At 44.5% G+C, this 16,404-nt stretch carries 12 protein-coding genes and 1 tRNA gene; 12 read left to right on the top strand and 1 reads right to left on the bottom strand.

What is annotated here, in order from left to right; all coding sequences use genetic code 11:
- The 11 genes from tuf to J502_RS14310 all read left to right on the top strand — a co-directional run.
- On the top strand, positions 1–1,104 hold a 1,104-nt coding region (tuf, locus tag J502_RS14360; protein ID WP_052026684.1), incomplete at its 5' end, for an elongation factor Tu.
- A gap of 53 nt (positions 1,105–1,157) precedes the next feature.
- Positions 1,158–1,233, top strand: a tRNA-Trp gene (locus J502_RS14355).
- Positions 1,234–1,309: 76 nt separating this feature from the next.
- Complete coding sequence (gene secE / locus J502_RS14350) at positions 1,310–1,750, top strand: preprotein translocase subunit SecE (protein WP_005023016.1); 441 nt, start codon at positions 1,310–1,312, stop codon at positions 1,748–1,750.
- 6 nt (positions 1,751–1,756) lie between these two features.
- Positions 1,757–2,290, top strand: a complete 534-nt coding sequence (nusG, locus tag J502_RS14345; protein ID WP_005023018.1) for a transcription termination/antitermination protein NusG — start codon at positions 1,757–1,759, stop codon at positions 2,288–2,290.
- Between the two features lie 111 nt (positions 2,291–2,401).
- Positions 2,402–2,830, top strand: coding sequence for a 50S ribosomal protein L11 (gene rplK / locus J502_RS14340; protein WP_005017067.1), 429 nt, complete (start codon positions 2,402–2,404; stop codon positions 2,828–2,830).
- A gap of 3 nt (positions 2,831–2,833) precedes the next feature.
- On the top strand, positions 2,834–3,529 hold the full coding sequence (rplA, locus tag J502_RS14335) for a 50S ribosomal protein L1 (protein WP_005017065.1): 696 nt from the start codon (positions 2,834–2,836) through the stop codon (positions 3,527–3,529).
- Positions 3,530–3,800: 271 nt separating this feature from the next.
- Positions 3,801–4,307 carry a 50S ribosomal protein L10 gene (gene rplJ, locus J502_RS14330; RefSeq protein ID WP_005017063.1) on the top strand — a complete coding sequence of 169 codons (507 nt, stop codon included), beginning with the start codon at positions 3,801–3,803 and terminating at the stop codon, positions 4,305–4,307.
- Positions 4,308–4,355: 48 nt separating this feature from the next.
- Complete coding sequence (gene rplL / locus J502_RS14325) at positions 4,356–4,727, top strand: 50S ribosomal protein L7/L12 (RefSeq protein ID WP_005017060.1); 372 nt, start codon at positions 4,356–4,358, stop codon at positions 4,725–4,727.
- Positions 4,728–5,031: 304 nt separating this feature from the next.
- Complete coding sequence (gene rpoB, locus J502_RS14320) at positions 5,032–9,120, top strand: DNA-directed RNA polymerase subunit beta (protein WP_034684791.1); 4,089 nt, start codon at positions 5,032–5,034, stop codon at positions 9,118–9,120.
- 89 nt (positions 9,121–9,209) lie between these two features.
- Positions 9,210–13,400, top strand: coding sequence for a DNA-directed RNA polymerase subunit beta' (gene rpoC, locus J502_RS14315; RefSeq protein WP_005023025.1), 4,191 nt, complete (start codon positions 9,210–9,212; stop codon positions 13,398–13,400).
- A 248-nt stretch (positions 13,401–13,648) separates the two neighbouring features.
- Positions 13,649–13,960: a DNA transfer protein p32 gene (locus J502_RS14310; RefSeq protein ID WP_228131036.1), complete on the top strand. Its 312-nt coding sequence runs from the start codon at positions 13,649–13,651 to the stop codon at positions 13,958–13,960.
- A 47-nt stretch (positions 13,961–14,007) separates the two neighbouring features.
- Here J502_RS14310 and J502_RS14305 read toward each other — a convergent pair whose 3' ends face one another.
- Positions 14,008–14,508: a DUF4442 domain-containing protein gene (locus tag J502_RS14305; protein WP_034684789.1), complete on the bottom strand. Its 501-nt coding sequence runs from the start codon at positions 14,506–14,508 to the stop codon at positions 14,008–14,010.
- A 306-nt stretch (positions 14,509–14,814) separates the two neighbouring features.
- On the opposite strand from J502_RS14305, the gene J502_RS14300 reads away from it, so the two are divergent.
- Complete coding sequence (locus J502_RS14300; protein WP_034684788.1) at positions 14,815–16,227, top strand: Na+/H+ antiporter family protein; 1,413 nt, start codon at positions 14,815–14,817, stop codon at positions 16,225–16,227.
- The last annotated feature ends 177 nt before the right edge of the window (positions 16,228–16,404 follow it).

Raw genomic sequence — 16,404 nt, 5'->3', positions numbered from 1 at the left:
GCTGCGATTGCAACAATCTGTGCAAAAACTTACGGCGGTGAAGCGAAAGATTACGCAGCAATTGACTCTGCACCAGAAGAAAAAGCGCGTGGTATTACCATTAATACTTCACACGTAGAATATGACTCTCCAACTCGTCACTACGCTCACGTAGACTGCCCGGGCCACGCTGACTATGTTAAAAACATGATCACTGGTGCTGCTCAGATGGACGGCGCGATCCTTGTATGTGCAGCAACTGATGGCCCAATGCCACAGACTCGTGAACACATCCTGCTTTCTCGTCAGGTTGGTGTACCTTACATCATCGTGTTCCTGAACAAATGTGACCTTGTTGATGACGAAGAGTTACTTGAACTGGTAGAAATGGAAGTTCGTGAACTTCTGTCTACTTATGACTTCCCAGGTGATGACACTCCAATCATCCGTGGTTCAGCTCTTCAAGCACTGAACGGCAACGACGGTCAGTATGGCGAGTCTGCAGTTCTTGCTCTGGTTGAAGCGCTTGACACTTACATTCCAGAACCAGAACGTGCAATCGACAAAGCATTCCTGATGCCAATCGAAGACGTATTCTCAATTTCAGGTCGTGGTACAGTAGTTACTGGCCGTGTTGAGTCTGGTATTGTTAAAGTCGGCGAAGAAGTTGAAATCGTTGGTATCAAAGATACAGTTAAAACGACTGTAACGGGTGTAGAAATGTTCCGTAAGCTGCTTGACGAAGGTCGTGCAGGCGAGAACTGTGGTGTTCTGCTACGTGGTACTAAACGTGAAGACGTTCAGCGTGGTCAGGTACTGGCTAAACCAGGTACAATCAAGCCGCACACTAAATTCGATGCAGAAGTATATGTACTTTCTAAAGAAGAAGGTGGTCGTCACACTCCATTCCTGAATGGTTACCGTCCACAGTTCTACTTCCGTACAACTGACGTAACTGGTGCGATCCAGCTGAAAGAAGGCGTTGAAATGGTTATGCCAGGTGACAACGTTGAGATGTCAGTTGAGCTGATCCACCCGATCGCGATGGACGCTGGTCTGCGTTTTGCGATTCGTGAAGGTGGCCGTACAGTAGGTGCTGGTGTTGTTGCGAAAGTAACTGCATGATATATAATAGTTGAATCTTCAAGCCGTGAACCCTGATTTGCGGCTTGTCTTACAGGCCAGTAGTTCAATTGGTAGAGCGTCGGTCTCCAAAACCGAATGTTGGGGGTTCGAGTCCCTCCTGGCCTGCCACTTTTTCTGAATAAAAAAGCTTGATGCTGGCTGAATTGTCATATAATAAGTCGCGAATCCTACGACGAGTACAAAAATGTCGAATGATAAATCGCGTGACGCATTGAGCGACGCGCCAATTCCTCAAAGAAATAATCCTGCTGAAGTTGTCCGTTCCGGGTCTGTGCTAGATGTTGTGCTATGGCTTATTGCTTTAGCCTTATTAATCAGTGCGACTTTGGTGAACCAGCATCTGCCAGCGTATTGGGCACCTGCAAATGATATTTGGGTGCGCGTTGGGGTAATTTTGGCTTGTATCGTAGTGGCTTTAGGTTTATTATACGCCACCCATCAAGGCAAAGCCTTTATTCGTTTGTTGAAAGACGCGCGAGTTGAGCTGCGCCGAGTCACTTGGCCAACCAAGCAAGAAACCGTGACCACATCTTGGCAGGTTCTTGTGGTTGTTATCATTGCATCAGTGGTATTGTGGTGTTTTGACTACGGATTGGGTTGGTTGATTAAGCTAATTATCGGGTAAAGAGCTATGAAACGTTGGTACATTATTCATGCCTATTCGGGCTATGAAAAACAAGTGATGCGTTCGCTTAATGATCGAATCCAGCGTAGCGCTGTTGCCGACAGCTTTGGTGAAGTCCTGGTCCCTACCGAAGAAGTGGTAGAGATGAAGGATGGCAAAAAACGTAAATCTGAACGTAAATTCTTTCCAGGCTATGTGTTAGTCGAAATGGAAATGAATGATGATACTTGGCATATTGTAAAAGAATGTCCAAAAGTGCTTGGTTTTATCGGTGGTACGCCTGAAAAACCTGCACCCATCACTCAGCGTGAAGCAGATGCGATTCTTGCACGTGTTCGCAATACTGGTGAAGCACCTCGTCCTAAGACAATGTTCGAGCCAGGTGAAGAATTACTCGTAGTTGACGGTCCATTCACCGACTTTAAAGGCGTGGTGGAAGAAGTTCAATACGATAAGTCACGTTTAACGCTGACCATCAATGTATTTAACCGACCTACACAGGTTGAACTCGAGTTTCGTCAAGTCGAAAAATCAGTTTAAGCTAGGTTGGTGTTAAAACGCCCGATTCGTCGGGCATTGTTATGGTAACGATTACTGTTACATGAATAAGTCGGGGAGCCTGACGGCGTTTGTACCCAGAGGTATTTAATAATGGCTAAGAAGATTGACGGCTATATCAAGCTGCAAGTTCCAGCTGGTAAAGCGAATCCATCTCCACCGATTGGTCCTGCACTAGGTCAACGTGGTGTAAACATCATGGCATTCTGTAAAGAATTCAATGCTGCTACACAAAAAGTTGAACCAGGTCTGCCAATTCCTGTCGTGATCACTGTGTACAACGACAAGTCGTTCACTTTTATCATGAAAACTCCACCTGCAGCAATTCTTCTTAAGAAAGCTGCTGGTATCCAAAAAGGTTCAGCTATACCTAACAAAACTAAAGTGGGTAAGTTGACTCGTGCTCAATTAGAAGAAATTGCGACTACTAAAGAACCAGATCTAACTGGTGCTGATTTAGACGCACGTGTACGTACCATCGCTGGTTCTGCGCGTTCTATGGGCTTGGAAGTGGAGCTATAAGACATGGCAAAGTTAACTAAACGTCAAAAAGCCATTGCTGCTGCTATTGAAGCAAATAAAGTTTACACTTTAGAAGAAGCAGTACAGGTTCTAAGCAGCCTTCCAGCAGCGAAATTCAAAGAATCTTTGGATATCGCAGTAAACCTGGGTGTAGACCCGCGTAAATCTGACCAGGTTGTTCGTGGTGCGACTACGCTTCCTGCAGGTACTGGTAAAACTGTACGTGTTGCAGTTTTTGCTCAAGGTGCACAAGCAGAAGCAGCTAAAGCAGCTGGTGCTGATATTGTTGGTTTTGATGACCTTGCTGAGAGCATCCAAGGTGGTGATCTGAACTTTGATGTTGTGATCGCTGCGCCTGACGCTATGCGCGTTGTAGGTAAATTGGGTACGATCCTTGGTCCACGTGGCTTAATGCCAAACCCGAAAGTGGGTACTGTAACTCCTGACGTGGCAAATGCAGTTAAAAATGCAAAGTCAGGTCAAGCACGTTACCGTGTAGACAAAGCAGGTATTATCCATGCTGCAATCGGCCAGATTGGCTTTGAAGCATCTGCTGTTCGTCAAAACGTTGAAACTTTGATTGCTGATTTGAAAAAACTTAAACCAGCGACCTCAAAAGGTGTATACATCAAGAAAATCACACTAAGCTCTACTATGGGTCCTGGTCTGGTTGTTGATGTAAGCAACGTTTCTAACTAAGTTTATTCTTAGACAGAATTCTTAAAATCTCCAGTAGCTTGGAAATATAAATTTTTAGCAACTGGAGTGGACTTTGAATTGATAGGTTAAAGCCTATTAGCGTCAAAGACCTCAGGCGAGGGAAGGTCCTGTACCTGAACTCTTAATAGCCCAGCCTGCGTAGATGCGGTGGTGTGATTTATTCCTCCTCCGCGTGTAAGTCCAGTGATTGGATTTACGAATTGGGAGTGTACCTGTTTGGGTACATAAATCACCGTTAGGAGGTTTTACAATGGCTCTTCTTATCGAAGACAAAAAACAGATCGTTGCAGAAGTAAGTGAAGTTGCTTCTAAAGCGTTCTCAGCTGTTGTTGCTGACTACCAAGGTCTGACAGTTGGGCAGTTAACTGCTCTTCGTGTTGAAGCTCGTAAGCTTGGTGTTACTACACGTATCGTGCGTAACACTCTGGCTAAGCGTGCTCTTCAAGATACTCAATTCAATATCTTGAATGACAACCTTGTTGGCCCAACAATCTTGGCTTTCTCAACTTCTGAAGATGACATGGGTGCAGCTGCACGCTTGTTTGAAGAATTTGCTAAAACTAACAAAGCATTTGAACTTAAAGCTGCTGCCTTTGATGGCAAAGTTTATGAAGGTGCTGAAGTTAGCGTAATCGCGAATCTTCCAAACCAAGAAAAAGCACTTACTATGCTTGCCAATGTTCTTCAGGCTCCTATCTCGAAATTGGGTCGCCTTATTACTGCGCTCAAAGAGAAAAACGAGTCAGAAGCTGCTTAAGCTTAAATCTACTTTCACACCATTCAATATCCATTTGGAGTTACTCTCATGGCTTTAACTAACGAAGAAATCTTAAATGCAGTTGCTGAAAAAACTGTTCTTGAGCTTGTTGAACTGATCTCTGCTTTCGAAGAGAAATTCAATGTATCTGCTGCTGCTGTAGCTGTTGCTGCTGCTCCAGGTGCTGGCGCTGCTGCTGCTGAAGAACAAACTGAATTCAACGTTGAGTTGACTTCTTTCGGTGCGAACAAAGTTGCTGTAATTAAAGCAGTTCGTGAAGCAACTGGCCTTGGTCTTAAAGAAGCGAAAGATCTTGTTGAAAGCGCTCCTTCAGCTGTTAAAGAAGGCGTTTCTAAAGAAGAAGGCGAAGAGCTTAAGAAAAAACTTGAAGAAGCTGGTGCTACAGTTACTCTTAAGTAATTCTTTAAGGAGTCGATTTTTTAATCGGCTCCATAAAATGGCTGATGGCTCTTGGGTCATCAGCCTTTTTGCGTTACAATAATCGGCTCGATTTTTGTTAGTTTGCTGAATATATCAGTTAATTTAATAATAAATCAAATAAATTCAAACGCTTACCAATATTTTTTGATTTGAAAATATTGATAAGCGTTTTCATACCACTCAAGATTGCAGCTTTTGTAAAAAGTGGTGGCCATATCGGCCTGCGTAATTCCTTCTGAGCCCGTTCTGCAGGCGGGCTTGGTTTACTTTCCGAGGACTCCAGATGGCATACTCATATACCGAAAAGAAACGGATCCGTAAGAATTTTGGTAAATTGCCCCAAGTCATGGAAGCACCGTACCTGTTGTCTATTCAAGTCGACTCGTACCGTACTTTCTTGCAAGACGGCAAAACTCCAAAAAACCGCGAAGATATCGGTCTCCAAGCCGCATTTCGTTCAGTTTTTCCTATAGAAAGTTATTCTGGCAATGCTGCTTTAGAATTTGTTGAGTATAGCCTTGGTAAACCCGAGTTTGATGTCCGCGAATGTATTCTTCGTGGCTCAACCTATGCGGCACCAATGCGCGTAAAGATTCGTCTGATCATTAAAGATCGCGAAACAAAATCAATCAAAGATGTTCGTGAACAAGAAGTCTATATGGGTGAAATTCCACTCATGACTGAAAATGGTACCTTTGTCATCAATGGTACCGAGCGTGTAATCGTATCTCAGTTACATCGTTCACCGGGTGTATTCTTTGACCATGACAAAGGTAAAACCCACTCAAGCGGTAAGGTGTTGTATTCAGCACGTATTATTCCTTACCGTGGTTCATGGCTTGATTTTGAGTTTGATGCCAAAGACCTGGTATATGTACGTATCGACCGTCGTCGTAAATTACTTGCTACTGTAGTTATGCGTGCACTGGGCTATAACAATGAACAGATTCTGGATCTGTTCTATGAGAAAGTCCCTGTGTATCTGGATATGGGCAGTTATCAGATTGACCTCGTGCCTGAACGCCTGCGTGGTGAAATGGCGCAGTTCGATATTGCTGACAATGATGGCAAAGTGATTGTTGAGCAGGGTAAACGTATCAATGCACGTCATGTACGTCAAATGGAAGCTTCTGGCCTGACTAAACTGCCAGTTCCTGATGAGTACCTGTACGAACGGATTACTGCTGAAGATATTAGCCTGAAATCAGGCGATGTAATTGCTGCGAATACCTTGCTGAGCCATGAAATCATGGTGAAGATTGCTGAAGGTGGCGTGAAGCAGTTTAATATCTTGTATACCAATGATATTGATCGTGGTTCATTCGTGGCAGATACCTTACGTGCAGATACAACAAGTGGCCGTGAAGAAGCCCTGGTTGAGATCTATAAGGTAATGCGTCCAGGCGAGCCGCCAACAAAAGAAGCTGCTGAGAACCTGTTCAATAACCTGTTCTTCTCTTCTGAGCGTTATGACCTGTCACCTGTTGGTCGTATGAAGTTCAACCGTCGTTTAGGTCGCCCATACGAAGTAGGAACTGACCAGAAGTCACGTGAAGTTGAAGGTATTCTCTCGAATGAAGATATCATCGATGTATTACGTACTTTAGTTGAAATTCGTAACGGTAAGGGTGAGGTCGATGATATTGACCATCTGGGTAACCGTCGTGTCCGTTCTGTAGGTGAAATGACTGAGAACCAGTTCCGTGTAGGTCTGGTCCGTGTTGAACGTGCAGTTAAAGAGCGTCTGTCACAGGCAGAAACTGACAACCTGTCTCCACAGGACCTGATCAATGCTAAACCGGTAGCTGCTGCAATCAAAGAATTCTTTGGTTCAAGCCAGTTGTCCCAGTTTATGGATCAGAATAACCCGCTATCTGAAATTACACATAAGCGTCGTGTATCGGCACTTGGACCAGGCGGTTTGACCCGTGAGCGCGCAGGCTTTGAGGTGCGTGACGTACACCAGACCCACTATGGTCGTGTGTGTCCGATTGAAACCCCTGAAGGACCAAACATCGGTCTGATTAATTCGCTGTCTGTATACGCAAAAACCAATGAATTTGGTTTCTTGGAAACGCCTTACAGTAAAGTGGTAGATGGCCGTGTAACAGATGAAGTTGAATATCTGTCTGCAATTGAAGAAGTAGGAACTGTGATTGCTCAGGCCGACTCTGCACTCGATAAAGATGGTTATTTAACCGAAGAGCTGGTTTCTGTACGTTACCAAGGCGAATTTGTGCGTATGGCTCCAGAGCGTATTACGCATATGGATGTTTCTGCACAGCAGGTAGTTTCTGTAGCGGCATCTCTGATTCCATTCCTTGAGCACGATGATGCCAACCGTGCATTGATGGGTTCAAACATGCAGCGTCAGGCTGTACCGACACTGATTGCGGACAAACCGCTAGTAGGGACAGGTATGGAAGCGAATGTTGCACGTGACTCAGGTGTATGTGTAATTGCGAAACGTGGCGGTACCATTGAATTTGTAGATGCGTCACGTGTAGTTATTCGTGTTAACGAAGACGAGATGATTGCGGGTGAAGCGGGTGTAGATATCTACAACCTGATCAAATACACACGTTCAAACCAGAATACCTGTATTAACCAGAAAGTTCTGGTGAATCTGGGTGATAAAGTTGGTCGTGGTGATGTATTGGCTGATGGCCCGTCTACGGATGGTGGTGAATTAGCACTTGGTCAGAACATGCGTGTTGCATTCATGACTTGGAATGGTTACAACTACGAAGACTCAATCCTGCTTTCTGAACGTGTACTTCAGGAAGACCGTTTAACTTCTATTCACATTCAGGAATTGTCATGTGTAGCACGTGATACCAAACTGGGTGCAGAAGAAATTACTGCGGATATTCCAAACGTAGGTGAAGCTGCGCTTTCTAAACTGGATGAATCCGGTATCGTTTATATCGGTGCAGAAGTAACGGCTGGCGATATTCTGGTTGGTAAAGTGACACCTAAAGGTGAAACTCAGCTCACACCTGAAGAAAAACTGCTTCGCGCTATCTTCGGTGAGAAAGCAGCTGATGTAAAAGATTCATCTTTACGTGTTCCATCAGGTACCAAAGGTACGGTAATTGACGTCCAGGTGTTTACACGTGATGGTCTGGAAAAAGATGACCGTGCACTGGCGATTGAGAAAGCACAACTTGACGCTTATCGTAAAGATTTGAAAGAAGAATATAAAATCTTTGAAGAAGCGGCTCGTGAACGTATTGTACGTTTGCTGAAAGATCAGGGGTCTAACGGCGGGGGAAATACCAAACGTGGTGAGAAACTGTCTGAAGAATTGCTATCTGGCCTTGAACTGATTGATCTGCTCGAAATCCAGCCAAGCGATGAAGCGATTGCTGAACGTTTAACCCAGATCCAGGTGTTCTTGAAAGAGAAAAGCACCGAGATTGACGAGAAGTTTGCCGAGAAGAAACGCAAGCTTTCTACGGGTGATGAGCTGACTCATGGCGTATTGAAAGTTGTGAAGGTTTATCTGGCAGTTAAACGTCGTATCCAGCCGGGTGATAAAATGGCGGGTCGTCACGGGAACAAGGGGGTGGTATCACAAATCCTGCCTGTAGAAGACATGCCACATGATGCCAATGGTGTTCCGGTTGATGTGGTATTAAACCCGCTAGGTGTACCATCACGTATGAACGTGGGACAGATTCTGGAAACACACTTGGGTCTTGCTGCAAAAGGTTTGGGTGAGCAGATCGACAAGATGCTTAAACAGCAGCGTGCTATTGCTGAACTGCGTGATTTCCTTGATAAGATTTACAATAAAGTCGGTGGTGAGCAAGAACAGCTTGATACACTGACTGATGATGAAATCTTGAAACTTGCAGGAAACCTCAGCAAGGGTGTGCCACTGGCAACTCCAGTATTTGATGGTGCCGAAGAAGGCCAGATCAAAGAGTTACTTGAACTTGCAGAACTGCCACGTTCTGGCCAGCAGATCCTGTTTGATGGACGTACAGGCGAACAGTTTGACCGTCCGGTAACTGTAGGTTACATGTACATGCTTAAACTCAACCACTTGGTGGATGACAAGATGCATGCGCGTTCTACCGGTTCTTACTCGCTAGTAACGCAACAGCCGCTTGGTGGTAAAGCACAATTCGGTGGTCAGCGTTTCGGTGAGATGGAAGTCTGGGCACTTGAAGCTTACGGTGCAGCATATACTCTTCAAGAGATGCTGACCGTGAAGTCGGATGACGTTGAAGGCCGTACCCGCATCTATAAGAATATTGTAGATGGAAACCATTATATGGATCCGGGCATGCCTGAATCGTTCAACGTATTGACCAAAGAGATCCGTTCTTTAGGTATCAACATTGAACTGAAAAATGGTGACTAAGGTCTAGGACCTTTCACCTTTTCAGGTAAACACAATATTTGTGACCCAGCCGGGCGGGCGATGTGCCCACCGGCACACGGAGAAAAAAATTGAAAGACTTGCTCGATATCATGCGTAAGAAAACGGATTCAGACGGTCATGCACCGGTTGAATTTGACCGTATCCGTATTGGTCTTGCGTCACCAGAAATGATTAAGTCATGGTCTCACGGCGAAGTGAAAAAGCCTGAGACAATTAATTATCGTACTTTTAAACCGGAGCGCGACGGTTTATTCTGTGCCAAAATCTTTGGTCCAGTAAAAGATTACGAATGCTTGTGTGGTAAATACAAGCGTATGAAGTACAAAGGCGTCATCTGTGAAAAATGTGGCGTTGAAGTAACAACTGCGAAAGTTCGTCGTGAACGTATGGGTCACATCGAGCTTGCCTCTCCAGTGGCACACATTTGGTTCCTGAAATCATTGCCGAGCCGTATTGGTCTGCTTCTTGACATGACCTTGCGTGATATTGAACGTGTACTGTATTTCGAATCTTATGTAGTGACTGATCCGGGTATGACTCCGTTTGAGAAATACCAGTTGCTTACTGATGAAGAATACTACAACGCACTTGAAGAACACGGTGATGAATTCACCGCAAAAATGGGTGCGGAAGCTGTTCAAGACCTGTTAAAAGATATCGATCTTGAAGCAGAAATCTCTCGTTTGCGTGAAGAAATTCCACAAACTACGTCTGAGACCAAGCTCAAGAAAGCATCAAAACGTCTTAAACTGATGGAAGCTTTTAAAGAGTCGAACAATAAGCCGGAATGGATGGTGATGAATGTACTGCCAGTACTTCCACCAGATCTTCGTCCGTTAGTTCCACTTGAGGGCGGCCGTTTTGCGACTTCTGATCTGAATGATCTTTACCGTCGTGTGATCAACCGTAACAACCGCTTAAAACGTCTTCTTGACCTGGCTGCTCCAGATATTATCGTACGTAATGAAAAACGTATGCTTCAAGAATCTGTAGATGCATTGCTGGATAATGGACGTCGTGGTCGTGCCATTACTGGTTCTAACAAACGTCCTTTAAAATCTTTGGCAGACATGATCAAAGGTAAGCAAGGTCGTTTCCGTCAGAACTTGCTGGGTAAACGTGTTGACTATTCTGGCCGTTCAGTAATTACGGTGGGGCCGTCTCTACGTCTGCATCAATGTGGTCTGCCTAAGAAAATGGCACTTGAACTGTTCAAGCCATTTATTTTTGCAAAACTGCAGGCTTCAGGCCAAGCAACCACCATTAAAGCTGCCAAGAAAATGGTTGAGCGCGAAACTCCAGAAGTTTGGGACGTTCTTGCTCACGTTATCCGTCAGCACCCGGTTATGCTAAACCGTGCGCCAACACTTCACCGTCTGGGTCTTCAAGCATTTGAACCGATCCTGATTGAAGGTAAGGCAATCCGTCTGCATCCATTGGTATGTACCGCATTTAACGCCGACTTTGACGGTGACCAAATGGCTGTACACGTACCATTGACGCTTGAAGCCCAGCTTGAAGCGCGTGCACTGATGATGTCGACTAACAACATCCTGTCTCCTGCGAACGGTGAACCTATCATTGTGCCGTCTCAGGACGTGGTCTTAGGTCTTTACTACATCACCCGTGATGCAGTGAATGCCAAAGGTGAAGGCATGGTGTTTGCTGATACGCATGAGGTAAACCGTGCACTGGCTACCGGTCAGGTAGCGATGCATGCCCGCGTAAAAGCACGTGTACACCAGACCATTATCAATGAAAATGGTGAGCGCGAGCAGCAGACAATCATTGTACAGACCACGCCAGGCCGCTGCCTGTTATGGGAAGTTGTGCCGGAAGGTTTAAGCTTCGAGCAGATCAATGTAGAGATGACCAAGAAAAATATCTCGAAACTGATTAACTCTTGCTACCGTAAGCTGGGTCTGAAAGATACTGTTATTTTTGCTGACCAGTTAATGTACTTGGGCTTCCGTCAAGCGACTCGCTCTGGTGTATCTGTTGGTATGGAAGACATGGTTATTCCGCCGCAGAAACAGGCAATTATTGACAAGGCGGAAACTGAGGTTCGTGAAATTGAACAGCAGTTTGAACAGGGCTTTGTTACCGCAGGTGAGCGTTATAACAAAGTAGTGGATATCTGGGCACGTACTAATGACCAGGTTGCAAAAGCGATGATGGATAACCTGTCATTTGTAAGTGTAACCAACCGTGAAGGCCAGGAAGAAAAGCAGAAATCATTTAACTCGATTTATATGATGTCTGACTCTGGTGCACGTGGTAGTGCAGCACAGATTCGTCAGCTCGCAGGTATGCGTGGTCTGATGGCGAAACCGGATGGTTCGATCATTGAAACACCGATTAAAGCGAACTTCCGTGAAGGTTTGACTGTACTTCAGTACTTCATCTCGACTCACGGTGCACGTAAAGGTCTGGCCGATACCGCATTGAAAACTGCGAACTCGGGTTACCTGACGCGTCGTCTGGTTGACGTAGCGCAAGATTTGGTTATTACTGAGCCGGACTGTGGCACTGTGGGTGGCTTGACGATGACTCCACTCATTCAGGGTGGTGACGTGATCGAGCCGTTACGTGATCGTGTGCTGGGTCGTGTGATTGCTGAAGATGTTATCCGTCCAGGCAGTGAAGAGGTTCTCTTCCCGCGTAATACGTTAATTGACGAAAAAATTGCTACTCAGCTTGAAGAAGCAGGTATCGATGAAATCCGTGTACGTTCAGTGATCAGCTGTGACTCGGCATTTGGTGTATGTGCAAAATGTTATGGTCGTGACCTTGCACGTGGTCATCTGGTGAATCCAGGTGAATCTGTTGGTGTTATGGCGGCGCAGTCGATTGGTGAGCCAGGTACACAGTTAACCATGCGTACCTTCCACGTGGGTGGTGCTGCAAGCCGAACTTCTGCTGCAAACAGTGTTCAGGTACGTAACAAAGGTACTGTACGTTTCCATAATGTGAAAACTGTACAGCATGCTAAAGGCCACTTGGTTTCAGTTTCCCGTTCGGGTGAAGTTGGTATCGCTGATGAGCTGGGTCGTGAGCGTGAACGTTACAAACTGCCGTATGGTGCAAGCATTCTGCTGAAAGAAGGCGAAGCTGTAGAAGCTGGTGGTATTGTGGCAACTTGGGATCCGCATACCCATCCGCTGGTAACAGAAGTGGCTGGTAAGGCGCGTTTCTCGCAAATTACTGATGGTGTGACTGCAACATCGAAAACAGATGATGCAACAGGTATGACTACTGTTGAGATTCTGCCAGTGACTGCTCGTCCTGCATCAGGTAAAGATTTGCGTCCAGCGATTGTACTTGATACAGCAGATGGCAGTGAACAGTTCTACTTCCTGCCACAGAACACGATTGTGACTGTACGCAGCGGTGAAACAATTGGCGTAGGTGATGTTATTGGCCGTGTACCACAGGAATCTTCACGTACTCGTGATATTACCGGTGGTCTGCCACGTGTTGCCGACCTGTTTGAAGCACGTAAGCCAAAAGAGCATGCGATCTTGGCAGAAGTATCAGGCGTAGTAAGCTTCGGTAAAGAAACCAAAGGTAAAAACCGTCTGGTAATTACTCCGGATGATGGCGCTGAAGTTTATGAAGAGCTGATTCCTAAATGGCGTCAGATCAACGTGTTCGAAGGCGAGCATGTGAATCGTGGTGAAGTCATTTCTGATGGTCCACAAAATCCACATGATATCTTGCGTTTGAAAGGCGAAGTGGCATTGACCAACTACATCGTGAACGAAGTTCAGGACGTTTACCGTCTTCAGGGTGTAAAAATCAATGACAAGCATATTGAAGTCATCGTACGTCAAATGCTGCGTAAGGTTGAAATCACTGATGGTGGTGATTCAAGCTTCATTAAAGGTGAACAAGTGGATTATATCCGCGTGGTTCAAGAGAACCAGGCAGTTCTGTCTCAGAACAAGTTTCCTGCGAAGTTTGAACGTCAACTGATGGGTATTACCAAAGCATCATTGTCGACTGACTCCTTCATTTCTGCTGCATCGTTCCAGGAAACTACTCGTGTGTTAACTGAAGCAGCTGTAACAGGTAAGGAAGATGATCTGCGCGGCCTGAAAGAAAACGTGGTAGTAGGCCGTCTGATTCCGGCAGGAACAGGCTTGGCTTATCACTTGGAGCGTCGTCGTCAGGAAGCAGAAGCTGCAGAATTCGCTTTGGCTAATGACTTCTCTGAAGTAGATCAGGCATTTTCTCAAGCACTGAATGAAGAGCTTTAAGTTCTAGAATTTAAAAAAAGCACCTAAGGGTGCTTTTTTTATAGCTGCGAAATGATATTTCTTGATAAATCATACCTGATAAAGTGCATGAGTTTTTTACATAAATTACTGAATACTTACTTAGTTCATAACATATTCATCAGAATTGCTGCATAAATTTAAACTAAGCTAATAAAGCATAGAAGCAGGGGATAATAACCTTGAAAAAATTAGTTAGCGTATTGGCAGTGACCACTGCATCAGTATTTATGTTGGCAGGTTGTGAAAACATGTCACCTCGTGAGCAGCGCATTGGTGCGGCGGCTTTAGGTGGTGCGGTAGGTGGTGGAGCAGGGAATGCAGTAGGCGGTAAAGTCGGTGCTGGTTTAGGTGCAGCGGCTGGCGCAGGCGTAGGTACTAATTCTCAAGGTGGCACGCGCGGCAGTACCACAGGTAGTGCAATTGGTGCAGGTCTGGGAGCAGTCGTTGGTGAAGCAGTCATTGGTGGTAATGCTGGCGCTGCAATTGGTGGGGCGCTTGGTGGTGGCGCCGGTGTAGTTATCCAGGAAAGACGTCGCTAACAGCACAGAAAAAATAAGCGCTAGATGCGCTTATTTTTTTGTATACATTAAATCTGAGTATAGGGTTTAATCAGCGTTTTAGATTTTTTACGGCGGATATACAAGGTTTTTTGCACTTCAGCAATTCTGACGCCTTGATCATCCAGAATATTTAAGGTGTAGTGACGCAGGACAGGTTCATAATTCTGGGCCAGCCTTCTGATTTCTTCAAGTTCTTCTTGGCTTAGACGTATATCGGCATATACCGTGCTGCGTCCTGGTGAAAGGAAACTGATAGAGGCTGCTTTATCCCATACAATATATTTATTGCCTAAGTGGTGCATAAGCATGAGCATATAAAATGGGTCGACCATGGAATAAAGGCTACCACCGAAATGAGTTCCTACGATATTCTGGTTTTTACGGGTCAGTGGCATTTTAACCCGGATATGATAATTGGGCAGATCAATCTGATCGATCATAATTCCGGCACCGCGATAAGGGGAATAGCGGTTAATCATGAATTTGGACACTGCAGGAATATTCTGGAGTTTCTTTAAAAGATTCATACGGACCTATAATTTTTGTCTTTATAAAATAATATTAAGTTAACTAAGATAAACTCGCATTGATCATATACTGTTCTCGTCTGAATAAATGGTCAATCTATATAAATTTGCAAACAGATTAGTTAAATTATCAATAAAAACTCTAGAGTAAATAAATTCAAAAGAATTATAAATATTTGAAAAATATTAACTAAACTTGGTTCTTATCTGTATAGTCTCTATGAGTTTTCTATAGCAACTGATAGTAAGCTTGCGACTGAAAAAATTCTGTTAAAATGAGGCACTTTTTGTTTCTTCATTAAATTCATGAACGCAGTCGTAATCGCAATTGCCGTGATGTTTATTTTATCCATCGCGCGAGTTTCTGTTGTTTTGACACTAGTCATTTCAGCAATGATTGGGGGCCTGGTTGCTGGTTTAAGCCTATCTGATACAGTAAGTGCATTTAATGCAGGCTTGGGTGATGGTGCCGAAGTAGCACTCGCTTATGCAGTATTAGGTGCTTTTGCCTTGGCTTTATCTAAATCAGGTTTACCAGATTTACTGGCACATAAACTGATCGGCTTGCTCGGAGCAGAAGTCTCTCAGGCACGTGCTAAGAAAGTAAAGTTTTTGCTGTTAGGAATATTACTGATTTCAGCTATCTGTTCTCAAAACCTGATTCCAGTTCATATCGCTTTTATTCCGGTCTTGGTTCCGCCTTTACTTAAGGTCATGAATCATCTTAATCTGGATCGTCGAGCAGCTGCTTGTGTCTTAACACTAGGTTTAGTGGGGACTTATATCTTCCTGCCAGTCGGTTTTGGGGCGATTTTCCTTGAGCAGATTCTCATGGGAAATATTAACAAGATTGGGGCTGCTTATAATCTGCATGTGGACCGCTGGATGATGCCTATGGGTATGGCTATTCCTGTATTAGGTATGCTTCTTGGTACTTTAGTGGCTGTATTCATCAGTTACCGTAAACCACGCCATTACGTAGATAAAGCGGTCACCCGTGTCACCACTATTGATTTAGATAAACCTGTTCGCATTGGTGAAGTAAAACTTGAGGAAGATGCCAAAGAATTGCAGCAGGTTGCGAGTGAAGCTCCAGTTATTTCAAAGAAAACCATGATCATGGCTTTTCTGGCAATTGCATTAACTCTGGCTGCTCAACTCTATTCAGGTTCAATGATTCTGGGTGGTCTAGTCGGTTTTGCAGTACTTTCTGCTTCAGGTATCTTTAAGTGGCAAGATGCTGATGACGTATTTGTACAGGGTATGCGCATGATGGCCTTAGTCGGCTTTATCATGATCTCGGCTGCTGGTTTTGCTTCAGTGATGACCCATACCGGTGACATTAATAGTCTGGTTAATGGGGTTGTACATCTAATTGGAGATAACCATGCACTGGCTGCATTTCTTATGCTGTTTATCGGCCTATTTGTCACCATTGGTATTGGTTCATCGTTCTCGAGTGTGCCAGTACTGGCAGTAATTTATGTTCCGCTATGTGTACAGTTCGGTTTTAGTCCTTTAGCCACAGTTGCATTGATTGGTACAGCGGCTGCTCTAGGTGATGCCGGCTCTCCTGCTTCAGATTCTACTTTAGGGCCTACTGCCGGTTTGGGAATAGATGGTCAGCATGATCACATTTGGGATACAGTAATACCTACATTTATCCATTTTAATATTCCGCTGCTTATCTTCGGCTGGATTGCTGCGATGGTACTTTAAATCCATCTGGTTATTAGCTTCTTTCAAGGCTCCGATTTATCCACTTAAGCTCATCTTAAAAATGAGCTGTTTAAAGAGAAAATCTGGAGCCTATTTTATTTTAATATAAAGTTAAAATTAAAATAAATCCGATTAAATTAATATGAATAATTAAGCCTAGAAATAATTATATTTATA

Source organism: Acinetobacter sp. 1294596 (genome assembly GCF_000582925.1).
Lineage (GTDB): Bacteria > Pseudomonadota > Gammaproteobacteria > Pseudomonadales > Moraxellaceae > Acinetobacter > Acinetobacter radioresistens.
This window is presented reverse-complemented; position numbering and strand designations above follow the sequence as displayed.